Raw genomic sequence first — 23,061 nt, forward strand, 5'->3', positions numbered from 1 at the left:
ACTATACCTCCTTTATAATTTCAAAATTACAAACAAATTCGGATCTGTTATTTTCGTCATAGCCTAAAAATTCAGGACATTGCAAAGCCATGATTAATAGATATCTTTTACCATTGATAATTTGTTCTGATAAACCATGTAATATATTTTTTATCTGTTCAATTGTCATTCTTCCTGTTTGATAATCAACATTCCTTACCATTGCCTGCAACCTTGGTTTTTCAATATTACTATGCAGTTCTGGTGCTTCACCACCATATTCAAACAATGCTATGCAATTATCTATATCTTCTGGCAACAGTGATAAAAAAATATCGGTTCCTAATCGACCGATGTTTTGCTCTTCTAAATATTGTCCTATATCATCAAGCAACATTCAATCACCCCTTCTTGAGGGCATATTTTATCGTTTTTTGAATATATGAGTCATACTTATCTATATTTTCATTGAATGGATCCTCTAAAAATTTTGCTTTGCCACCTTTAGGATGTTTAAAATGCAATCCTTCATGTTGTCTTCGTGCATAAGGCAAATCATAACCTATTTTTATATTAATTTCTCCATTGTTATCTTGAATTGGACTTACGCTGCAATTCCTTCTCAAATCCCCATTATCAATAGGAGCTTGCTCTGCTGATTTACCTTGTAAATCAGCACCACATTTTAATAAAACCTGTTTAGCTGTTTCTCTCACCATATCTTTTGCTAAATTACCTCTCCATTTCAGGTCAAAACCACTCATACCCACACCTTCCTGAAAATCATGACCACCCGTAAAACGGGTGGTTTGCATTAGCCCTATAAGGGCATATTACTGGCTGTGTCTAAAGACACGCTGAATTGTCTGCCAACCGCATATTTTTTTCAGGCTGCCCCTAAAGGGGCTTATTTTTTGCCTTTGTTCACCGGCTCACCCGTAAACGGGTCTATATATTCTTTCAAACTTATTTGATCATACGCTATGTCTTCCTGTAATTGATTCTTTATATACTCTTCTATCACTTTTTTATTTCTGCCTACTGTATCTACATAATATCCTTTACACCAAAACTGTCTATTCCCATACTTATATTTTAAATTTGCATGTCTATCAAATATCATCAATGAACTTTTCCCTTTTAAATATCCCATAAACTGTGCTACGCTTAATTTAGGTGGTATACTTACAAGCATATGTATATGATCCTTACATGCGTTTGCTTCTATTATTTCTACTCCTTTATATTCACATAATTTTCTTAATATCTTGCCTATGTCTTCTTTTATTTTCCCATATATTATTTGCCGTCTATATTTTGGTGCAAATACAATATGATATTTACAATTCCATTTGGTATGTGATAAACTTTCATTATCCATATTGTTTTCCTCCTTTGATTTGATTTCGGTTGGCAGACCGTTATCATTTATTCTATCAAAGGAGGAAAATTTTTTCTACCCATAGCTATAAGCTTTTTAGAACCACGGGCATAGCCCGTGGTATTCATAAAACAAAATAAAAACACCGTCTAAATCGACAGTGTCTGAATAGTTCATAACATTATATTGTTTACCTTCATATTCAAGCTTATCATCAAGTTCTACCTTTTCTTCTAAGTAAAATACCCCTTGTGATACTGATTCTTTACCTTGTTTGTCTTTTATAAGCTTCATTCCACCCTGAAACCTGCACATTACTTCAACTGCTGGAGCATATACAGGTTGCCCATAGGCATTGTTACCTGTTTTCTTATACCATTTAACCTTTTGATTAAAATATTCCTTCATCTTATCACCACCGCCCCAGCAATGTAAGGCTTTAATAAATCTAACGCTTCTTTACTAAGTAATTTCCCATATCCCGCATATTCTTCTGATACATCTCCAAACGTAACTCTAACTACATTTTGCTCTTGTGCTTTAGTCCTTGCACTATTCCCATATTTAAGTAGTGCTAAAGCTTCTTCGCAAGTTGCAGCTTTAACTTCGTCTGGAATTGTAGGCTGTTCTATAACTCCAAAAAAGCCTATCCTTTGTCCAATGTTAACTATTATCCTTGGAAACTGCAGTATTTGTCCTGGATCTGCTTTCATTCCTTTAAAACTTAGTTTATTTATTCGTCTTGTTGCTTCTTTGAGTGCTTTTTCTTTTGTTCCTTGGTCTGCTCCTGTCCATTCATCGCAGTAAAGTTTTTCTCCAAAATATTCTTCTGCCCATTCGAGTGTGCAGAAGCTGTCAACTCCTTCTGTGAGTGCCATTGTTCTTCACTCCTTAATCTTCTCACTCTATTGAATGCCGTTACGCTCATTATACCACTCCTATTAAAATTTTATAAGGCAGGATTACCCTGCCTTATATCATATCTTATGTTTAAATGCAACTATTCTGATGTTCTTATTTTCATATACTCTATTCCAATTTGCAGCTGTAGCAAGTTCAGCATTGCTTGGAGATGAACCTGCAACTGATGCTGACGTAAATGCTACTCCTCTTGGATGTAATATAAATGTCTTTCTATTGATTAAGTAATCTTCTCCAGCAAGTGAGTCTCTATCTGTTTCTGTTGCTACAAATCCTACTGGATTACCACTACCATAAGCAATTGCACCTTCTCCAAAGATGTAGGTTGTAAATATACCAGTTCCACTGTCGTATGGGCATCCATCATCAACAATAACTCTCTTACCCATGTATGTTTTAATTGATGGTGAACCATCTGATGGTTGAACAGTTTGAATAAGATTTTGCTTTGCAAGTGAAGCTTCAACTGCTGAATGCATAATAATTGCAGTTAATTTATCTTTTGCATCACCAAGCTTTTGAACAGCATCTATAAATGTTCCCCCAGTAAATTTTGCAGCATCTCCTGTGGCTGCTGACACATCATGTAAATTTCCTGTCATTGAATTTGAAGCAAATACCCCATTAAGTAATGATAATAATGTTCTTTGCATTTGTCTTGCCCAATAGCCAGCAACTAAATCTGCTATTGCTCTCATTGGGTCATCTCCTGCTAAATTTGCTGCTAAATCATTTACTGCCCAAGCTTTTCCTCTTCTTAATATTACCGCTACATCTTGACCTGCAGTAATCTTATCTGGTGTTAATGCTGAATTATCACTTAAAACTTCATCATCACCAGTCAAATCATTCCAAAATGGCATATTTATTGTTTTTGCTCCTGCTGAAGCTAATCTGTCAAACTCAGGTGTATGTGATAAAATACCACTTTGATATAGGGCTGAAAGTTCAGCTGTTCTTTGAATTACATAAGGATTAAATACCTCTGGAATTATAACATCTTGAATTTTTGTAATAGCCATAATTTGTTCCTCCTTTTTTGTTTATCATTTTACTCCTGCTGAAGCCTTAAGTTGTTCCGCTAATGCAGGATTTTCCTTTAAAATTTTTGCTTGTTCTGTTAAATTAAATGTTTCTTTTGCCCATGGGTTTTTAATTGTTGAATTTGCTCCTCCTGCAGGATTAGAACTACTACCTATTTTGCTTTGCACTTCACCAAATAAAAAAGCCTTTGATTCAGCAATTGATTTTAATTGCTCATCAAGGCCTTCGATGGATCCATCTTCTTTAATATTTAATTTTGACTTATCAATAAGCATAGAAACAATATCTGGGTCTTTTGCGTTTGATTTAATTGCAGCCATTTTTATTGCTGCAGTTAGGCTTACATCTTTAATCTTATTCTCTGATTCTTGAAGTTTTGCTTGGAGCTCCTGAATTTGATTTTGCAATTCTTCATTACCTTTTGCTTGTTTTTTCATCTCTTCAAGTTGCTTATTTAAATCATCGGCTTGCTGCTTATAGAGTTTCTTCTGTTCGTTAATCTCATCAAACTTTGCCTTTGGGATATATGAGCCATCATTTAATATTAGCTCCTTATCCCCTATTTTTTCTTTTACTTGTTTGTATAGTTCCTCTCCTAAAAGTTCTTTTAAGTCCATAACATTAACCTCCTTTTTTTATTCCCACTTGCCTTTTATGCTGGTCGGCTCCAGCTGCGGTCTTGTTCTTTAGGCCCTGCAATACCAAAAAGGGCAATATAAAAAGCACCTGCAATCGCAAGTACTTGAAAACAATTAATGGAATACAATTTTTAATTCTTTAAAAATATCCTTTATTTTTTCCCCTTCACATGTAAATTCATTTAAAAATAATTCTATACTATCAAAAACTCTTTCTGTTTCTTGTTTAAAACTTTCAGCTATATATACTTTTTCTCCATCATAATTAAGCGAATATTCTTTTTTGCCATATCTAAAGATTATTTCTCCTATCTCTTTTATGTCATCAATAAATTGTTTTAAACTATCATACTTATCATATTCCATCTTCATCACCAACCAATAAATCTTTTATTGAATTATATTCATCTTCATTTAATTTTCGCCACTTTTTATTACGTTCTCCATTTACCCAATCGTGAGCATGTGGTTTAGCATGTGCCCATGGCTTATTATGGTCTGTCAAATCTATATCTAATTTAGGAAATCCTTTATTATCAAAAATTCTTCTTTGTATAATTTTATTCTCAATTTTTAGGTCTATAACTGCATTTGGAATAGCTTCTTTTGGTATTCTTCTTCCTTCTATTGTTATTATACCACTTTTTTCATCTATATTCACTATATTACCTAAATTCAACTTTTCTATATATTCTTTGTATTGCTTAATTATACTTGCATCTTTACCAACAGGCTTTGTTCCCGTTTTTTCATAACTCTTTTTTAGTTTCTCGGCAGCTTTTATCTTCTCTAATAATGGTGCATTTTCATTATATAATACTTCCCTTGCTTTGCGTCTATTACTTTGAATAGTTACCTTATCCCTTATTTCTTTGTATGCTTCTTTTTCTTTTTCGTTGCGTGGGTCTTTTGTAAGGGAAGTATTGCTAAACTTTTCTGTTTCTTCTGCATTATCGTCAAATTCTCTTACATAAGGATGAATCGAGTGCCTGCAATTAGGGTGAATCGGTGGCCTATATCTATCTTCAAGCTTTGGATAACGTTTATCTTTACCGCTTATACTAAACACTTTCCCTTGCAGCGGTGCACATTTTTCACATGTTGGATAATGTGTTGTCATTTTTACTAAGTCAATTCCTGCTTCCTCACAAGTATTTAATGTCGCAACACTTGCTATTTCTGCTGTTGTCGTCCTTGCAACCATTTCTGCATATCTATCTAATCGCCACTCTCTACCTAACTTATCCTTAAATCCAGTAAGACCTTGTGTTAATAATTTTTGTTGCAATTCTTTTTTCATATCTTTTATAGTCTGACCTGATGAATATTTTTTAGCTGACGCTTCAAGTGCTGCTTGTCTGTAATAATCATTTATTCTTCTACCTGCAAACTGTGTTGCTTGCTTTAAATTATCATACATATTCTGTGCAATAACATCTATTGCTCTTTGGTGAATTTGAGCAAACTCTGGTCTTATGTCTTTTTGCATACCTACTTTATTGATGTATGCTAAAACTTGTGTGTAATTATCTTGATAAACTTGAGGTATAACTTCTTGTATCCACTTTGCAGCATCTTTATCTATCTGATTAAGTATCTTCATTATTTGCTTTAATTGGTCTTTATAAAATACTGTATTTTGCTTTTTTGCTTCCTTTTGTAATAACACTTTCAATACTTCAATAAAACCTTGTCTATATATTTCAACCAAAGCCTGTATTTGTTTTTCAACATCATAAGGCATTATTCTTCACCGCCTGTTTGTTCACCTTCTTGCAAGTTAACTTTAAACAATGCTGGAGCTTCTTGATTAGCTTCAACTGCTATCCTCGTAAGTTCTTCTCTTAACGCTTCCGCATCAAATTCAAATAATCTCTTTAATGCTGTTTCCCTTGAAATTAATCCATTTTGAATAAGTGTTGAGTAAATATCAGCCTGCTCTTTTTCATCCTGTGGTAATCCATCATTCCAAGCGATATTTATATTTTCAAGTTTAACACCTTTTCCTAAGTTAGCATCAAGCTGACTTGCTATCATTAGCACCTTCTTTATAGCTGGATCAAGCCTCATTCTAATTCTGTTCACTTTTGATAAAGGTGCCATCATTAGACGCCTTAATGCTGTTCCACTCTCTGCAAGTCCACTCTTTAGTTGTCCAAATGCAGCTGCACTTGTTTCACTTAATGCATAAAATTGCTCTAATAGCTGCTCAATATGTTTAAATGCAGCTTCAAGTTGTCCATCCCATGTTACATATCCTGGCGGTTCTTCACCTTGTCCTATTGGGAAGTACTTACCACCACCTTTTACATACCAATTGCCGTATTCGTCTTGCTCAAGTGCTGTATCAGGGCCATACATATTAGGGTCTGCATGTTTATCGAGTATTCTGCTTATTTGAGAAAGCCTAATTTCTAATTCCTGAATAATTCCGTCTAAATCTTGATAATCGTCTAACCCATAAGCTCTATCGCTTGTCATTAAGTTATAAACAGGAATAACAAGAAAATCATCTATACCTGTTTCTTGTTTATCTGGAAGGTCAGGATAAAATGTTGCAAGTAGCAGCTTTAATTTTATAACGCCATTATCAAGTTCAAATAACTTATTTGTTATTTTGCCTTTCTCATGTATTTCAACCCTTTAAAATGTTCTTTTTCTTTGACCACCAAGTAAAGTTTTTTCTGTTATTTCAAATGTCCATGCTAATACATGGGCTTGAACATCTTTTATATTGTCTGGGCTCACAACAGGAAACCATAGAGAAGGTGGCACTGCTTCTATAATGGGTCTTTTATCATATCTAACCTTGAATATACCTGTCCCATAACGTGAAATATCAAGTGCAACTTCATAAGCAACATTGAAAAAATCATTATCATTTATTATCTTTTCTAATTGTTGCTGCTCTTTAGATTTTTGCTCTCCTGCTGTTATCCTTGGCCTTTCTCCTAAAAGTAAATCCGCCCATAATGTTGATAATCTCTTCGCCCAGTTAGTAACTATAAACACCGCTGTATTATATTCATCTCTATACAATCTTCTAACCCAATCCCCAAAAACTAAATCATGATAACCCTCAAATAAGTTTTTGTTTGCTTCATATCTTCTTAATCTTTCTATTTCACTTTCTGCTGGCCAAGGCTTTCCTATATCTATTTGATTTAGACTTGTTAACATATCATCACCATCCTTGAGGTTTACTTATTACAGGCTTTCTGTTTAACATTTCATCTTCTAAAGCATACCTAATTGCATCGATACTATGATTATTCTTATCTGGGTAATCAGCTTTAAAATTACCGTTACTATCTTTATCTAATTCATAGTTTAAAAATTCTCTTAATGTATTAGGACATCTCTCTGGGTCAATTATTATTTCTTCTAAGTCTTGTAAGAACTTTATCCCATATTCAACACTATCTGGTCCTTTCTTAGCAGGCTTTACTCGTAATCCATATTCTTTAAGTTCTGCTATTGACTTTGGTTCTGCACTATCTGCTGTTATCCAACCATTTGAAATATTTTCTTTTTTAATTAATTCTGCTGCCTTTCTATTGCTTAACCCTGCTTGATGTATTTCATAGAAAATATATAACCTTCTACGTGTTTTATCAAAGTGGCAAACTGCATAATGAAGCGGATCCACTGCATAACCAAAGTCCAATCCTCGTTTTATCCTATCAAATGTTTTTATTTCTTCGTCTGGTATCTTTCTTGCGGTTATGTTAGTAAATATTTCTCCACCTGTTCCTGTTACTTCCCCTAAATATTCATGTCTATATGCTTTTTCATTAACTTTTTTAAGATGTTCTGCTTCAATAAAAAATTGTTCACCAAGCCACGCCCTCGGAACAGTTAAATATGTGCTATGATGAACTTTTCTGTCTTCCCTCTCAATTAAAACTTCTTCGTTTACCCAGCTCCTTACACTATTAGGTGGATTGTATGTATAAAATACAATAAACTTTTCTCCACCTCTCATTAAAGACTGGTTAATCATTCTTATTTCTTCTATGCCATTAAATTCATCTACTTCTTCATACCATATAAATTTTATATATCCTTTACTTACCTTGGTTGACTTTATCTTTTTAGGCTTATCTGCTCCTCTGAAAAGTATCTTTTGCCCCGTTGGAATGTATGTTAGTTCCATAGGATTATGTTTAATATCCCAGTATTCACTTACCTGCAGCTTTTCTATAGCCCATACCAGCTGCTCAAATACACTATCTTTAAGTGTTTCTTTTACCTTTCTTAATACAACTGCATTTGCCTTTGGGTCTTTCATAATCCCTGTTATTGTTTCAATACTTACAAAAGATGACTTAGTTGATCCTCTACCACCTTTTAACCAATAATGTGTATATCTATCATTTTTTATATCTTTGTGTATCTCATAAAAAGAAGGTGCTATTATTTCACTTAACTTAATTTTCATCTGCACCATCTTCCTTTATATCATCTATAATCACAACTCCCATATTACCATCTACATTTACCTTTTCAGTAAATAATGCATATCTTTTGCCTAACAGCTCTGCAGCTTTTATTCTATCTCTTGCCGCTATTTGCTTTTTAATTATCCTCGCTTCTGTTGCACCTTCTCCAACTGATTCTACAACTACAACTTCCTCTTTTATTTCTCCTCTCATTGATTTTGATAAAAATTCAAGTACTTCTTCAGCCTTGGCTATACGTTCATCATTAATTTGTTTTAATCTTTCTGAAATATAATTTTTAATACTAGTTTTTACTAGCAATTTAGGACCATTTATGTTTGCGACCCTGTCACTACAATTATAAGCTTTTTTATATGATTCTGTGGCATTCAGCGACTCGATGTAATAATCGCAGAATGCCTTTTGTTTTTCTGTAAGTTTATTCACTGAATGCCACCTCCTATTTATTTCCCCTTTATTTTATTATTTAATTTATCTATTCAAAACTAATCTTATTATCCTTAAATACTTGATACAAACAGCTTGCTAAACTTGTAATTTGTCTATGCTCTAACTCCAATTGATGCTCCTTATTAATTACTTCTAATATCTCATGCAATAACACTACATCTTTATGGTCGTCTGGTTGTGTCCCATCAATAACTATCCTTCCTCTTATTAAATCACATTCCCCAAATCTATCATCGGCTCCTGCTAAATGCTCATCTGTTATCGCATTAAGTATTATCCCACCAATTTTTAATTTATCAGGCAACTTCATTTTTATCACTCCCAGATACCTTTTTATATTTTAAAAAGGAGGTTTTTAATTTAAATGCATTTATAGCCATTTTAAGCAATTATTCCTTTTAAATTGACCTATTATACCTTTTTGCGATCTTTATCTTTCTATGGGCTTGTATATGCGTTTCAGATATATTGTAGTTAGTGGCATTAGGTTAGCCGAAGGGTGAAAAATATTTTAAAAAATTGTGGAGGTCATCCAGGCACTACAACCCTCTTCAAAATTAGAACCCTACCCCCTTTTTAAACTCTATTCAAAAACATTATGCTAAATCAAAATTTAGGTTATAAAATGAATGAGAAAATAATATCAATAAGAGAAAATAATACTCTTGAGATATTAAATTTTTATATTGTTTATATCTTCACATTTGTGAATTCGATATTTTCTGATTTTTCTAAAGCTAATGCTCAATCTGTAATAGTATTTACTTTATTATTATTTATTGCTTTCTTTTTTATAAAAAACAACCTCATTTATATCAACCCTACTTTATATTTACTTTTTAAATATAATATTTATCTAATTAACAACGATAAAGAAGAAACTATCATTATACTTTCAAAAATTACTTATAAAGATATGAAAAAAAAGAAGGAACAATATTATCATTGCATCATATAGTTAATGGTATATATATATATAACCACCAAATATAGGCGGTTATCTTTTCTTTTACTGTGTGAGGTGATACCATGGCCAGTAAAACAAACTATAATAAAAACGGAAATGAATATTTTAGAGTTACGGCAACAATCGGGCGTGACGCTAACGGGAAACTAATCAGAAAAGAATTCTATGGTAAATCAAAGAAAGAAGCATAAGACAAAAGAGATGAATATTTGAATGGTATAAAGCAAGGATTAAATATTAATTATCAGACTGCAATCCTTGGTGATTTAATACATTGCTGGCTATTTGAAATTGTAAGAATAAAAGTTAAACCTGCAACTTTTGAAATATATGAAGGTATTTATAGAAATTACATATTGAACAGTGAAATTTATGGCCTAAGATTGTGCGATATAAAGACAATTCAAATACAAAGATATTATAATAAGTTATATGAAAGTGGTAAGAGTAGTAATATAATAGCAAACCTTAACAAGCTCTTAAGAACTTTTTTAATTTTACCATTAATGAAGGTTATATTTTGAAAAATCCTTGTTCGGAAAGTAAAATTATTATTCCCAAAAACAAAAGTGAAATAGAGAATAAAGAAATTGAAATTTTTTCAGATGAAGAAATTAAGGCCTTTAAGGATGCACTAAAAAATCATAGGCTAAAATGTCTATTTTTAATGGCATTAGGAACAGGTATGCGACAAGGTGAGCTATTAGCCTTAAAATGGGACGACATAGATTTTAATAATTGTGAAGTTAGAGTTAATAAATCGATTAAAAATGTAAAAATAATTGCTTCTGATGGAACAAGTAAGCGTGAAATTATAGAGCAAACTCCAAAAACACAAACATCTAATAGAATTATCCCACTCCCATCAAATTTAATTAATATTTTAAAAGAGCATAAACAATTACAGGAAAAAGAAAAAAAAGAAGCTGGAAATTCATATAATGATAATAAATTAGTCTTTGCAACAGGAATTGGCAACCCTATTACTACAAAGAATCTTTTTAACATCTATAAAAGTCTTCTTAATAAAGCAGGAATAAAACATAAAAAATTTCACTCATTACGCCATACTTACGCCACAAAATTATTTGAGAAGGGAGTACCTTTAAAAACCGTACAGACACTATTAGGGCATAGTGATATATCAATTACAGCAGAAATTTATACTCATGTAATGCCAAAAGAAAAAATTTCTGCCGTAGAAAAACTTAACGATTTATTCGAATAGCTATTGTGGGAAAATTAACCCTTTTTATTTTATACTTTTTTAGTGTGGGAAAAGTGTGGGAATGACCTAAAATTATCAAAAAATCAAGAAGCCGTAAAACCTTAAATCCCTTGATTTAACTGGCTTTACGGCTCATATTTTCTCTTGGCGGGAGTATGTGGGAATCGAACCCACCCACCGTGGTCTTAGCACGGCAACACGGTTTTGAAGACCGGCAGGCACACCAGCACCTATCTACTCCCAAAGACACGTTTTATATTATATCACACTATTATTATATTATCAAATGCATTATTTGGAACTTATTATTTTTATCTATATAATATCCTCTTATCTTCAAGCCTTTTAGTAAATTTAATAGAATCAAAGTGTTCTAATAAAGCAACAGCATATTTTCTACTTGTTCCTACTTTGTCTCTAAATTCTCCTGTAGTCATAAAGCCTTTTTCTTTTATTAAATTCTTCGCTATATTCTTAGCTTCAAGATATTTTTCTTTTAATAAATACATTTCTTCGTTTATCTTTATTATTTCATCTATATCAACAAGACATTCAAAAACCATCTTAGCTGTTTTTTCTTCCTTACCATAGCCTTTTAATATATCTTCAACTTTTGGAGGTTGAAAAGCTGCATTTTTATATATATTTAAAATTTCATTTTTAATATATTCTTGTCTTTTATCAAACTTTATTTCAAAACCTTTCTTCCATATATAATTTTCACTCATATTTATTGAATCATTTAAAATAATAAGTATCTCATCATATATCTTTTGTTTTACGTTTTTCCCAAAAATCTTCGTTTTAAGCTCTTCTTTTAAAATTCCAACTTTAAGAGGATTTAATCTATGGTACTCTTCAAGTTGCATTTCTATATCTTTTTGTATTTTCTCTATATAATTTTTATGTATATATACACTACCTTCACTAATTTTTATCTCATAAACTTTCTTATCCTCAATTAAAGTGTTTAAAATATTATCCAAATCAGCAACACCACAACCTACAAATTTTATTATATCCTCTTTTTTAGGAAATTGGTTACTATACTTTTCAATTGTCTTTTCAACAACTTCTTTAGGGTTCCCCTTCTCCTTTAAAAGCAGCTCTTCAATAACCTTTTCATCAAAAGGCTTATGTTTTACAGCATTAGGTTCAAGTATGGTTCCCCCCCTATAGTATGCATAGGAGAATAACTTCTTATTACATATTTATCTCCTCTTCTTGCTGCAATGCTTTTTTCAAGCCTTATTTGTATAAGAGCAGTATCGCCTGGATTAACAATTTCCTTATCAAGTATTATAACTCTTCCTAATATTTCAGATGTACCATGATATATCCTAATCCTGTCTCTATTTTTTAAAGATTTTGGTGCATCCTTTAAATATTTTAACCTACAGTCTAATATTAGAGAGTTTTCCATTGCACCTATTTTAGATACTACATCTCCTCTCTCCACTTCATCTGTTTTTATTGAAGCAAGGTTTACTGCAACTCTTTGGCCTGCAAATGCTTCTTTTACTGGGTTTTCATGAACCTGTATGCTCCTGATTTTAGTTTTTATCCCCTTAGTATATATTTCACAGGAATCGCCTTCTTTTATAACACCTGATATTAAAGTACCTGTTACAACTGTACCAAATCCACTAATTGTAAATACCCTATCTATTGGAAGTCTAAAATCAGTTACCGTATCCCTTTCTTCAACTTTTTCAGTCATATCATCTATAGTTTTAGTCAATAGATCAAGTCCAAATCCCGTAACAGAAGATACAGGGATAATAGGCGCATCCTTTAAAAATGTTGAATTTAAAAATTTCTTTATATCTTCTGTTATCATTTTAATCCATTCATCATCAACTAAATCCTTTTTAGTTAAAACAACTATTCCCCTTTTAATATCCAAAAGTTCTAGTATATTTACATGTTCAACAGTCTGAGGCATAACTCCTTCATCTGCTGCAATAACAAGAAGAACTACATCTATCCCTCCAACACCTGCAAGCATGTTTTTAATAAATTTCTCATGTCCTGGAACATCTACTATACCTGCCCTTTTTCCAGAAGGCAAATCAAAATAAGTAAATCCTAAATTAATAGATATTCCTCTTTCCTTCTCCTCTTTTAATGTATCAGTATCCCTTCCAGTTAATGCTTTAATAAGTGTGGTCTTGCCATGATCAATATGTCCTGCCGTCCCAATAACTATATGCTGCATAAAATCACTCCTGAAAAATATTATATAAAGAATCTGTAATAATCCTGTACTCTTCTTCAAATAACGTCCTAACATCAAAGAGCATCTTATCCTTATATATCCTTGCAATAATCGGTATTTCAAGGTTTCTTAACTTACAATCTAATTCTTCCAAAGATATATTATATGGCTTAATTGCAATAACATAAGTTTCAAGATTTTCAAGGGGCATTGCTCCTCCACCAACTTGAGAGTATTCTTTTATAATTTCAATATCGCACCTATCCCCAATTTTTGATTTTATCATCTTTAAAAGCTTTTTAGAATTTCTTTTTATAGTTTCAATATCCAAAGTAAGCATTCTAAGCCCCGGTATCTCCTTAATTGCAACACTTTCATCAATATATAACCTTAAAGTTGCTTCAAGGGCTGCAATGGTCATCTTATCAATCCTTAGAGCTCTTGTAAGCTGATTTTTTTTCATCTTATCAATATATTTTTTCTTTCCTGCTATTATTCCTGCCTGAGGGCCTCCAAGCATCTTATCTCCACTAAAAGTTACCACATCAATTCCTTTTTTTATGCTTTCTTGAACAGTTGGTTCATAAGTCAAACCATATTTTGACATATCAACAAAAACTCCGCTGCCAATATCTTCTATTACAGGTATGTTATATCTATTCCCAAGCTTCATAAGCTCCTCTATTGAAACTTCTTCAGTAAAGCCTAATATCTTATAATTGCTTTGATGAACTTTTAGAATAACCCCCGTATTTTCGTTAATTGCATTCTCATAATCATATAGATGAGTTCTATTTGTTGTTCCAACTTCAACTAATTTTGCACCACTTTGCTCCATAACAGCAGGAACCCTAAAGGAACCTCCTATTTCTACAAGCTGTCCTCTTGAAACTATTGCCTCCTTACCCTTACATAATGTTGAGAGAGCAAGCATAACGGCGGCAGCATTATTATTTACAACCATTGCAGCTTCAGCACCTGTTATCTTACATATTAATTCCTCTACATGGCTGTATCTTGAGCCTCTCTCACCTTTTTCAAGATCAAACTCAAGATTACTATATCTTGAAGCAATATTAACCACTGCATCTATTGCAGATTTTGCCAAAACTGCTCTTCCAAGATTAGTATGGAGCACTGTACCTGTCGCATTAATTACCCTTTTAAGATGCATAGAATTTTTTTTCTTAATTTTTATTAGAGCATCTTTAACAATATCCTCAAAGGTAAAGCTATTAATACTTCCTTCAAGTATATTTTTTCTATAATCATCAATTGTTTCTCTTATTCCATCAAGAACTATACTTCTTGGAATGTCCTTAAGGGAGGATATACTTTTGTCATTTAAAATAACATCAACCTTTGGAAGCGATGATAGTAGAGTTTTATTTTCCATTTTAATGTCTCCTTCCTAAGCTTACTCAATATACAACCTCTTATTTCTAAATTCCTCCACATATCCTGCAATAAAAGCATCTACTCCTGAATTTTTAAGATCCTCTAACAATTTTAAGCCTTCCTTTTCAGGAAGTGAGTATAAAAGTCCCCCTGATGTTTGAGGATCTGCTAAAATATCTATTAAATACTCATCATCTATTAATATTTCCAAATCCTTTTCAACGTGTTTTTTGTTTCTATAAGCTCCTCCTGGAATAATCCCCATCATTGCATAATCCTTTGTACCACTTATATATTCTACATTTTTACTAATAATGTGTATCGATACATTACTCCCCTCAGCCATTTCAAGAGTATGACCTAAAAGTCCAAAGCCAGTTATGTCGGTACATGCATTTATGTCATATTTGGCTGCAACATCAGCAGCATATTTATTTAAAGTAGACATGACCTTAATAGCTTCATCTATCTCTTTTTGGCTTGCAAGCTCTCCTTTTATTGCTGTATTTATAATCCCTGTTCCTAAAGGTTTTGTAAGTATCAAAATATCTCCTACTTTAGAATTAGCATTAGGTAAAACCTTATCTGGGTGAACAATTCCCATAACAGAAAGTCCATACTTTGGTACTTTGTCATCAATTGTATGTCCTCCTGCAATAACAGCCCCCGCTTCAATTACTTTATCTGCCCCACCCTTTAAAATCTCTGTAAGTATTCTCATGTCCATGCAGGATGGAAAGCATACAACATTCATAACAAGTACAGGTTTCCCTCCCATAGCATAAACGTCACTTAATGAATTAGTAGCTGCAATCTGACCAAACATATAAGGATCATCAACTATAGGAGTAAAAAAATCTATAGTTTGTATAATTGCTGTATTATTATCTATCTTATAAACCGCAGCATCATCATTGGTGTCTATTCCAACTAAAAGCTTTTCATCATAAGTTTTAGGTAAATGACACAGAACCTGTGCCAGAGCATCGGGCCCAATTTTTGCAGCTCATCCGGAAGCTTCTGTTAATTGTGTAAGTTTTATTTTATCAGACATAATATCCCCCCTTATATCAAACTTACAAACTTATTTTATATGACATACAGATATTCTTCAATATTAATAAATCGTTATTTTATCTTTAATATTTTCAAACATTTTTTCTCCAATGCCACTCACTTTTTTAATGTCCTCAATTCTTTTAAAAGGTCCGTTCTTATCCCTATAATCTATAATTCTTTGGGCAAGTGCATCCCCAATCCTTGGAAGAGACTTTAACTCTTCCTTATTTGCTGTATTAATGTTAATTTTTGAATTCTTTAATTCATTTATAGTGTTTACACTCTGTTCAAAAGAATTTAAGTTTACTTTTAAAACTTTTATAAAGTCTTCATCTTTTAGTTTCATTGCAAGATTGATTGAATTTTTATCTGCATTTTCTGTAAAACCTCCTGCAAGCTCTATTGCCTTTTCAAGTCTGTCACCTTCTTTTAAAGAATAAACCCCTGGATTTTTAACTTCCCCAGTTATATAAACTTTAATATAATTTATTTTTTCTTTGTTAATTTCTTCCTCATTTTTGCTGCTTATAATTTCAATATTAGTTTTACTTTTATTCAAATGATATGAAAATATTAAGCTCCCTATTAAAATTAATACAAAAATTGAGATTCCTATTTTTTCACGTTTAGTTAAATCCATATACACCACCTTATAGAATTTTTTACATAAAAGCCACTTTTTAAACTTTTAAAGTCTGTATACTGATAATTTTTTTTGATATAATAAATAAAGCACAATAAAAAGGAGGCTAGACATGACAAAAAAAATAATTACTTTCTTAATTTTACTTTCTCTAATAATTAATCCAACAATGACCTTAGCTGCAAATATAGATGTAGCTGCAAAGGGCTGTTTGCTTATGGATTTAGATTCTGGTAAAATTCTATACAGCAAAAATATAAATGAAAAATTTGCACCGGCAAGCACAACAAAGATCATGACTGCACTTATAACCCTTGAAAGGTGTAATCTTGATGAAAAAGTTATAGTCGGTAAAAATCCTCCTTATGAAGATGGAAGTAAAATATATCTAATTGAAGGTGAAGAACTTACAGTTAAGCAACTTTTATATGCAATGATGATAGAATCCGCTAACGATGCTGCCCTTGCACTTGCAGAATATATAGCAGGTTCAAAGGAAGCATTTGCACAAATTATGAACGAAAAAGCTATACAGCTTGGCTGCAAAAATACCCATTTTGTTAATCCAAATGGACTTTATGACGATAATCATTACACCTGTGCTATGGATCTTGCAATAATTGCAAGAAAGGCTATGGAAAATCCAATATTTAGAGAAATAGTTGCAACCAAAAGCTATCAAATACCCCCAACTAATAAGCAATCACAAACAAGATATATTTTAAATCATAACAAACTACTTACTACCCGCGGTTATATTTATGAAGGGGCCAACGGAGTAAAGACAGGATATACGATTAAAGCAAGGCATACTTTTGTAGGCTCTGCAAATAGAAACGGTATGAATTTACTTGTAGTATTTTTAAATAGCGATAAAACCTACTACAATGATGCTAAAAAGTTATTTGATTACGGTTTCAATTACTTTACAACAAAAAAGATTATAAGCAAAGATGAGCCAATAACTCAAATTAAAATTGAAAATAATGTATCAATCCCTGTATTTTGTGAAAAAGACTACTTTGTTACTTTGCCAAAATCTGCTCAGTTTGATGTAAATAAAAAAATAGTTCTAGATACTTCATATAAATCAATAACAAAAGGACAAGTAGTAGGATATGTAGAAATATCCGATAATGATAATAATATAGAAAATAAAATAAACCTTATTGCAGGAGAAAATTATGATTTTGGACCTTATGTTATAAAATCACAAGACAATAATAATTATAAAAAAGTCCTTATTAAAAAATACCTATATATACCTATAGGAATTTTCTTTAGCCTTTTCATTGCAAGAGGATTTTATATTAAATATAAAAAAAGGTCAGGTAAAATCTGACCTTTTAATTTAAGATATTATTGCAACAGCTTCAATTTCAACCATTGCATCCTTGGGAAGCTTTGCAACTTGAACTGCTGACCTTGCTGGCATCTTTTCGGTAAAATATGTAGCATAAATTTCATTAACAGCAGCAAAATCATTCATATCTTTTAAAAATACTGTTGTTTTGACAACTTCATTAATACTACTTCCAGCAGCTTCAAGAACAGCTTTTAAATTCTCAAGGCACTGTATTGCAGCAGATTTTATATCTTTGGAAACAATCTCTCCACTTTTTGGATCTATCGGTATCTGACCTGAAGTAAATATAAAATTTCCTACTTTTATAGCCTGTGAATAAGGACCTATTGCTGCTGGTGCATTTGAAGTATTTATAACTATTTTTTCCATTATCAAGCTCCTTTCTATTTTAATAATTATATTATATACCATTGATTTTTATAACACAATTTGTTAAAATACATTATAAATCTAATAAAGGCTTTGAATGGAAGTAGTAAGATATAAAAAGCTTGAGAGAGCTGCTGTATGGTGCAAAGCAGTGCTTTATATATCTGAACTCGTCCAGGAGCTGCTTAGATGAAACTTAGTAGTCTAAGCCGGTTTTTCCGTTATAATATCGAGTGGATAGTTTTTACTATCAATTAGAGTGGTACCACGGAAATTCTTTCGTCTCTAAATCGAAAGAATTTTTTTATTTTTACATATAGTTAAGGAGGAAAAAACATGGCAAACATTGAGTATAACCCAAAATTTATTGAGAAAAAATGGCAAGATATTTGGGATAAGGAAGAAGCCTTTAAAACAAGCTATGAAAAATCAAAGCCAAAATACTATGCCCTTGTTGAATTCCCATATCCTTCTGGTCAAGGGCTTCATGTTGGTCATCCAAGGCCTTATACAGCATTAGACATAATATCAAGAAAAAGAAGGATGGAAGGATATAACGTTTTATTCCCTATGGGTTGGGATGCTTTTGGACTTCCAACTGAAAATTTTGCTATTAAAAACAAAATACATCCAAGGATTGTTACAGAAAATAACGTTGCAAGATTTAAAAATCAGTTAAAATCTCTGGGGTACTCTTTTGATTGGTCAAGAGAAATTAATACTACAGATCCAAGCTATTATAAGTGGACCCAATGGATTTTCTTAAAACTTTTTGAAAAGGGGCTTGCCTATAAAGCAGAAATGCCTATAAATTGGTGTACCCAATGTAAAGTTGGTCTTGCAAACGAAGAAGTTGTAAACGGCGTCTGTGAGCGTTGCGGAGGAGAAGTTGTAAGAAAGGTTAAAAGTCAGTGGATGCTTAAGATAACCGATTACGCTGAAAAACTATTAAAGGACTTAGATTTAGTTGATTATATTGAAAAGGTTAAAGTTTCTCAAAAGAACTGGATTGGCCGTTCTGAAGGTGCAGAGGTAGATTTTAAGATAGAAGGTAAAGATGACATTATAAAAATATTTACAACTCGCCCTGATACTCTATTTGGTGCAACCTATATGGTTCTGTCACCAGAACATCCTCTCATAGATAAATATAAGAATATAATTACAAATTATGATGAAGTTTTATTGTACAGAGAAATGGCAAGTAAAAAATCTGATTTTGAAAGAACTGAGCTTTCAAAGGAAAAAACAGGAGTTCCTCTTAAAGGAATAAATGCAATAAATCCTGTAAACGGAAAATCCATTCCTGTTTGGATATCTGACTATGTTCTTATGTCTTATGGTACTGGAGCTATTATGGCCGTTCCTGCACATGATGAAAGAGACTGGGAGTTTGCTAAAAAATTTAATCTTCCAATCATTGAAGTTGTAAAAGGCGGAAATGTTGATGAAGCAGCTTTTACCGATACAGAAACTGGTGTACTCGTTAATTCTGACTTTTTAAATAACATGGAAGTAAAAGATGCAAAAGAAAAAATAATAGTTTGGCTTGAAGAAAAAGGCATAGGAAAAAGAAAAATTAATTACAAGCTAAGAGACTGGGTATTTTCAAGGCAAAGATACTGGGGAGAACCTATTCCACTTGTATATTGTGAAAAATGTGGTTGGGTTCCAATTCCTGAGGATCAGCTTCCTCTTACTTTGCCAGAGGTTGAAAACTATGTACCAACAGAAACTGGTGAATCACCTCTTGCTAATATTAGAGAATGGGTTGAAACTACTTGTCCAAAATGTGGTGGTTATGCTGAAAGAGAAACAGATACTATGCCTCAATGGGCTGGTTCCTCTTGGTATTTCTTAAGATATACTGATCCTCATAACGATAAGGCATTTGCTTCAAAGGAAGAACTTGACTATTGGCTTCCTGTTGATTGGTACAATGGTGGTATGGAACATACAACACTTCATCTTTTGTATTCAAGATTTTGGCACAAATTCTTATATGATTTAGGATATGTTTCAACACCAGAACCTTACCAAAAAAGAACTTCTCATGGAATGATACTTGGTGAAAACAACGAAAAGATGTCAAAATCAAGAGGAAACGTTGTAAATCCTGATGATATTGTTGAAGAATTTGGTGCTGATACCTTAAGAACTTATGAAATGTTCATTGGTGCCTTTGATCAGAGTGCTGCTTGGTCCTCTCAAGGAGTTAGAGGTTGCAGGAGATTTCTTGATAGAGTATGGAGACTACAAGATTTAGTAGTTGAAGGAGATAGATACTCAAAGGAACTTGAAGTTAAAATGCACCAAACTATAAAAAAGGTTAGCCTTGATTTTGAACAAATGAAATTTAATACAGCAATAGCAGCTATGATGGCACTTATAAACGATTTTTATAGCATAGGAAAGATTACAAAGGCAGAAATAAAGACTTTCCTTACTCTTTTAAATCCAGTTGCTCCACACATTACAGAAGAAATGTGGCAAATATTAGGTTTTGAAGGTAGAATTTATCAGCAAAAATGGCCTGTATGGAATGAAGAAAAAACTATTGAAGATAACATTGAAATAGCTATCCAAATAAACGGCAAGCTAAGAGCAACTACACTTATAGCTCTTAATGAAGAAAAAGACTCTGTAAGAGAAAAGGTTATGTCTGTCGATAAGATAAAGGAATTACTTGAAGAAAAAACAATAGTTAAAGAAATATACGTACCAAATAAAATTTATAACATAGTCATAAAATAAAAATGAGCCTAAAAGGCTCATTTTTTATACGTTAACAGCTACAGCGTCTGCCCACAACCTTTCTATATTATAAAATTCCCTTTCATCCTTATGAAAAACATGAACAATTACATTACCATAATCTAAAAGTACCCATCTTGCACTACTATATCCTTCTCTATGATTTATTGAATATCCCTTCTCGTTCATTTTTTCTTCAATTTCATCGGCAATAGCTTTTACCTGAACCTGTGAATTCCCACTGCAAATTATAAAATAATCAGCTATAGGTGAGATATCGCTTACATTTAAAATTTTAATGTCAAATGCTTTCTTATTTGCAGCAGCACAGCTAATATAGTAGGCAATACCTGCAGAACTTTTCAACAAAAACCCTCCTCACTTTTCTTCTTAATATATTTATATGCTAATAATTATATTAAAGCAATACTTATTTTATAGCATCCTTCCCTAAAATTACAATAATATCTGCTTCATTTTCTTTTTTATCCTCATTTAACTTTCCAAATCCCAAATCATGTAAAACCTTATTTCCTTTCTCTTCATCGCTATAATAATTAATTAGTGTAGTATTTAGCTTTTTAGAGTAGTTACCTATTTTAACAACCTCATATCCAAGTGAAATTAATTTATTTTTATATTCTCCAGCAAGTCCACTTTTTCCTGTAGAATTTAATATCATAACTTTAATTTTTTCTTCTAATATGTTTGTATTATCTTTAAAATTGGCAATGTAATCTTTATTTTCCTCTTGGCTGTATATAAAGTAAGATACTCCTCTTATATACCTTGGCTCCCCTTGTAAGAGCTTTTTTTCTATCTTTGAAGTATCTATATCTCTTAATACAAAAGCATATCTTATCATAGTTTTACTGTCCATATTGGTTTTTACATATTTAGAAAAAGTATTTATAAGATTTGGAATCCTAATTATTCCTGATATTGTTTTAAGCTTTTTAACTACGTTTATAATAAACTCTTGCTGTGTTGCAATCCTTCCTAAATCTCCCATAGCATAACCACTGCCATCATTATTTTTTCTCCATCTTATAAACTTTTCCGCTTCTTCACCATTAAGATGAACCTTTTCCCCTTTTTTAAAATGTATGCTTATATCATAAGCATCATAATTCATGTCATAAGGTACTACAACGTCAACTCCTCCTATTGCATCTATACACTTTTTAAATGCCTCATAGTCAATCTTAATATAATAATTAATTTCTATACCAAGCATTTTTTCAATTGTTTTAACAGTAAGAGGCACCCCTCCTATTGCATGGGCAGCATTTATCTTTTCATAGTGTCCGTTTATGTTTACTCTCGTATCACGGGGTATAGAAAGTATATATATCTTATCTTTAGTTGGATTATACCTTGCTATTATTATGGTATCAGACCTTTTACAGTTGTTATTTTTATTATCATAATCTCCAGCATCAACGCCAAGAATTAATATATTTACAGGCATGTTCCCATAAGTTTCCTTAGAAGGCAGTTCTGATGAAGCTATGTTTTTTTCAATAGATGTTATATATCCTATTGATGCGATAAATAATATAAAAATTAATAACAAAATAAATATAAAAACCCTTTTAACTTTTCTCATCTCATTTAACCCCTAACAGCAAACTATTCCTAAACTCAATTGTAAGAGGATGAATAAGACATCTTCTTTTTATAACATAAGTTATTGTACTGTCAGCTGACATTATTAATGCATTATCTAAATCTTTATAGGCTTCATGTCTTATACTTTCAAGTTGAGGAAAATATTTCCTATTTTCCTCAATGATATCTGCAATATAAATTATCTTTTCAAGTAATGACATGTTCTCCCTTCCCGTTGTATGATAGTAAACTGCATTTATTATTTCTTCATCTTCTATTTCAAACTTTTCCTTTGAATATAAAGCCCCAACAGGGCCATGAAGAAGCTGAGGAGATTTTAGCTGTATTTTATCTACATCTATTTTATATTCCATTGCCTTTTTAATAAGTTCCTCATCACTTAAATCTTTCTGACAATCATGAACTATTGCAGCAATTCTACATTTATTAATATCAACGCCATATCTTTCCCCAAGCTTTATTGCTTCTTTTTCAACCCCAAGAGAATGTATGAATCTATCAAATGTAAGCATATTTTTAACCTCATTTTGTATGAAGTAATAATCCTTCAA

28 protein-coding genes, 1 tRNA gene and 1 other annotated feature are annotated in these 23,061 nt (G+C 32.0%); of the genes, 5 read left to right on the plus strand and 24 right to left on the minus strand.

Features of this window, described 5'->3' with window-relative positions; genetic code table 11:
* Nucleotide 1: 1 nt before the first annotated feature.
* The 14 genes from FDN13_RS01380 to FDN13_RS01440 all read right to left on the minus strand — a co-directional run bounded on the left by FDN13_RS01380 (nt 2) and on the right by FDN13_RS01440 (nt 9,186).
* A complete protein-coding gene (locus tag FDN13_RS01380) occupies nt 2-376 on the minus strand; it encodes a minor capsid protein (RefSeq protein ID WP_138978538.1) in 375 nt (124 codons plus the stop codon).
* Between the two features lie 4 nt (nt 377-380).
* The gene (locus tag FDN13_RS01385; protein WP_138978539.1) at nt 381-743 is read right to left on the minus strand and encodes an HK97 gp10 family phage protein; all 363 of its coding nucleotides are present in this window, start codon (nt 741-743) and stop codon (nt 381-383) included.
* A 143-nt stretch (nt 744-886) separates the two neighbouring features.
* Nucleotides 887-1,360, minus strand: a complete 474-nt coding sequence (gene tnpA / locus FDN13_RS01390; protein WP_138978540.1) for an IS200/IS605 family transposase — start codon at nt 1,358-1,360, stop codon at nt 887-889.
* 96 nt (nt 1,361-1,456) lie between these two features.
* Complete coding sequence (locus tag FDN13_RS01395; protein WP_138978541.1) at nt 1,457-1,768, minus strand: hypothetical protein; 312 nt, start codon at nt 1,766-1,768, stop codon at nt 1,457-1,459.
* Nucleotides 1,765-2,238: a DnaT-like ssDNA-binding protein gene (locus tag FDN13_RS01400; protein WP_138978542.1), complete on the minus strand. Its 474-nt coding sequence runs from the start codon at nt 2,236-2,238 to the stop codon at nt 1,765-1,767. The genes FDN13_RS01395 and FDN13_RS01400 overlap by 4 nt, the downstream gene beginning before the upstream one ends.
* A 99-nt stretch (nt 2,239-2,337) precedes the next feature.
* Complete coding sequence (locus FDN13_RS01405) at nt 2,338-3,303, minus strand: major capsid protein (protein WP_138978543.1); 966 nt, start codon at nt 3,301-3,303, stop codon at nt 2,338-2,340.
* Nucleotides 3,304-3,327: 24 nt separating this feature from the next.
* Nucleotides 3,328-3,942: a phage scaffolding protein gene (locus FDN13_RS01410; RefSeq protein WP_138978544.1), complete on the minus strand. Its 615-nt coding sequence runs from the start codon at nt 3,940-3,942 to the stop codon at nt 3,328-3,330.
* A 135-nt stretch (nt 3,943-4,077) separates the two neighbouring features.
* The gene (locus FDN13_RS01415; RefSeq protein WP_138978545.1) at nt 4,078-4,329 is read right to left on the minus strand and encodes a hypothetical protein; all 252 of its coding nucleotides are present in this window, start codon (nt 4,327-4,329) and stop codon (nt 4,078-4,080) included.
* Entirely contained in the window at nt 4,319-5,707 is a 1,389-nt protein-coding gene (locus FDN13_RS01420; protein ID WP_138978546.1) for a phage minor capsid protein, read from the minus strand. Before FDN13_RS01420 ends, FDN13_RS01415 begins: the two co-directional genes overlap by 11 nt.
* On the minus strand, nt 5,707-6,444 hold the full coding sequence (locus FDN13_RS14290) for a phage portal protein (protein WP_207670901.1): 738 nt from the start codon (nt 6,442-6,444) through the stop codon (nt 5,707-5,709). Before FDN13_RS14290 ends, FDN13_RS01420 begins: the two co-directional genes overlap by 1 nt.
* A gap of 162 nt (nt 6,445-6,606) precedes the next feature.
* On the minus strand, nt 6,607-7,143 hold the full coding sequence (locus FDN13_RS14295; RefSeq protein ID WP_207670902.1) for a phage portal protein: 537 nt from the start codon (nt 7,141-7,143) through the stop codon (nt 6,607-6,609).
* Between the two features lie 4 nt (nt 7,144-7,147).
* Nucleotides 7,148-8,413 (minus strand): PBSX family phage terminase large subunit, encoded by a 1,266-nt coding sequence (locus FDN13_RS01430; RefSeq protein WP_168190031.1) that lies wholly within the window; start codon nt 8,411-8,413, stop codon nt 7,148-7,150.
* On the minus strand, nt 8,394-8,852 hold the full coding sequence (locus FDN13_RS01435) for a terminase small subunit (protein ID WP_138978548.1): 459 nt from the start codon (nt 8,850-8,852) through the stop codon (nt 8,394-8,396). Before FDN13_RS01435 ends, FDN13_RS01430 begins: the two co-directional genes overlap by 20 nt.
* 49 nt (nt 8,853-8,901) lie before the next feature.
* Nucleotides 8,902-9,186, minus strand: coding sequence for a hypothetical protein (locus tag FDN13_RS01440; RefSeq protein ID WP_138978549.1), 285 nt, complete (start codon nt 9,184-9,186; stop codon nt 8,902-8,904).
* A 719-nt stretch (nt 9,187-9,905) separates the two neighbouring features.
* Between FDN13_RS01440 and FDN13_RS14555 the strand changes: the two genes are divergently transcribed.
* From FDN13_RS14555 to FDN13_RS14565, 3 genes are read left to right on the plus strand one after another with little or no spacing between them, the layout of a single operon-like run.
* Complete coding sequence (locus FDN13_RS14555; RefSeq protein WP_371414831.1) at nt 9,906-10,034, plus strand: hypothetical protein; 129 nt, start codon at nt 9,906-9,908, stop codon at nt 10,032-10,034.
* A gap of 18 nt (nt 10,035-10,052) precedes the next feature.
* Nucleotides 10,053-10,367, plus strand: a complete 315-nt coding sequence (locus FDN13_RS14560; RefSeq protein ID WP_371414832.1) for a hypothetical protein — start codon at nt 10,053-10,055, stop codon at nt 10,365-10,367.
* Entirely contained in the window at nt 10,364-11,071 is a 708-nt protein-coding gene (locus tag FDN13_RS14565; RefSeq protein ID WP_371414833.1) for a tyrosine-type recombinase/integrase, read from the plus strand. The genes FDN13_RS14560 and FDN13_RS14565 overlap by 4 nt, the downstream gene beginning before the upstream one ends.
* 145 nt (nt 11,072-11,216) lie before the next feature.
* Here the strand turns inward: FDN13_RS14565 and FDN13_RS01450 are convergent.
* From FDN13_RS01450 to FDN13_RS01470, 6 genes are all read right to left on the minus strand, one after another.
* A tRNA-Sec gene (locus FDN13_RS01450) sits at nt 11,217-11,313 on the minus strand.
* A gap of 69 nt (nt 11,314-11,382) precedes the next feature.
* The gene (locus tag FDN13_RS14530; protein WP_305781723.1) at nt 11,383-12,057 is read right to left on the minus strand and encodes a SelB domain-containing protein; all 675 of its coding nucleotides are present in this window, start codon (nt 12,055-12,057) and stop codon (nt 11,383-11,385) included.
* 155 nt (nt 12,058-12,212) lie between these two features.
* Nucleotides 12,213-13,289 (minus strand): selenocysteine-specific translation elongation factor, encoded by a 1,077-nt coding sequence (selB, locus tag FDN13_RS14535; protein ID WP_305781724.1) that lies wholly within the window; start codon nt 13,287-13,289, stop codon nt 12,213-12,215.
* A gap of 4 nt (nt 13,290-13,293) precedes the next feature.
* Complete coding sequence (gene selA / locus FDN13_RS01460) at nt 13,294-14,685, minus strand: L-seryl-tRNA(Sec) selenium transferase (protein WP_138978550.1); 1,392 nt, start codon at nt 14,683-14,685, stop codon at nt 13,294-13,296.
* A gap of 21 nt (nt 14,686-14,706) precedes the next feature.
* The gene (gene selD, locus FDN13_RS01465) at nt 14,707-15,741 is read right to left on the minus strand and encodes a selenide, water dikinase SelD (protein WP_138978551.1); all 1,035 of its coding nucleotides are present in this window, start codon (nt 15,739-15,741) and stop codon (nt 14,707-14,709) included.
* Nucleotides 15,742-15,804: 63 nt separating this feature from the next.
* Entirely contained in the window at nt 15,805-16,386 is a 582-nt protein-coding gene (locus FDN13_RS01470; protein ID WP_138978552.1) for a helix-hairpin-helix domain-containing protein, read from the minus strand.
* Nucleotides 16,387-16,501: 115 nt separating this feature from the next.
* On the opposite strand from FDN13_RS01470, the gene FDN13_RS01475 reads away from it, so the two are divergent.
* On the plus strand, nt 16,502-17,731 hold the full coding sequence (locus FDN13_RS01475) for a D-alanyl-D-alanine carboxypeptidase family protein (protein ID WP_138978553.1): 1,230 nt from the start codon (nt 16,502-16,504) through the stop codon (nt 17,729-17,731).
* 9 nt (nt 17,732-17,740) lie between these two features.
* Here FDN13_RS01475 and FDN13_RS01480 read toward each other — a convergent pair whose 3' ends face one another.
* On the minus strand, nt 17,741-18,124 hold the full coding sequence (locus tag FDN13_RS01480) for a RidA family protein (protein WP_138978554.1): 384 nt from the start codon (nt 18,122-18,124) through the stop codon (nt 17,741-17,743).
* 84 nt (nt 18,125-18,208) lie between these two features.
* Nucleotides 18,209-18,414 (plus strand) — a binding site (T-box leader).
* Between the two features lie 46 nt (nt 18,415-18,460).
* Here FDN13_RS01480 and leuS point away from each other — a divergent pair.
* Nucleotides 18,461-20,878, plus strand: a complete 2,418-nt coding sequence (gene leuS / locus FDN13_RS01485; RefSeq protein ID WP_138978555.1) for a leucine--tRNA ligase — start codon at nt 18,461-18,463, stop codon at nt 20,876-20,878.
* A 24-nt stretch (nt 20,879-20,902) separates the two neighbouring features.
* On the opposite strand, the gene rsfS is transcribed toward leuS, so the two are convergent.
* The 3 genes from rsfS to yqeK all read right to left on the minus strand — a co-directional run bounded on the left by rsfS (nt 20,903) and on the right by yqeK (nt 23,061).
* Nucleotides 20,903-21,244, minus strand: a complete 342-nt coding sequence (gene rsfS, locus FDN13_RS01490) for a ribosome silencing factor (RefSeq protein ID WP_138978556.1) — start codon at nt 21,242-21,244, stop codon at nt 20,903-20,905.
* A 64-nt stretch (nt 21,245-21,308) separates the two neighbouring features.
* Complete coding sequence (locus FDN13_RS01495; protein ID WP_138978557.1) at nt 21,309-22,487, minus strand: LCP family protein; 1,179 nt, start codon at nt 22,485-22,487, stop codon at nt 21,309-21,311.
* Nucleotide 22,488: 1 nt separating this feature from the next.
* Nucleotides 22,489-23,061, minus strand: coding sequence for a bis(5'-nucleosyl)-tetraphosphatase (symmetrical) YqeK (gene yqeK, locus FDN13_RS01500; RefSeq protein WP_243120243.1), 573 nt, complete (start codon nt 23,059-23,061; stop codon nt 22,489-22,491).

Origin of the sequence: Caloramator sp. E03 (genome assembly GCF_006016075.1) — a bacterium.
In the GTDB taxonomy this organism is placed as follows: Bacteria; Bacillota; Clostridia; order Clostridiales; family Caloramatoraceae; genus Caloramator_B.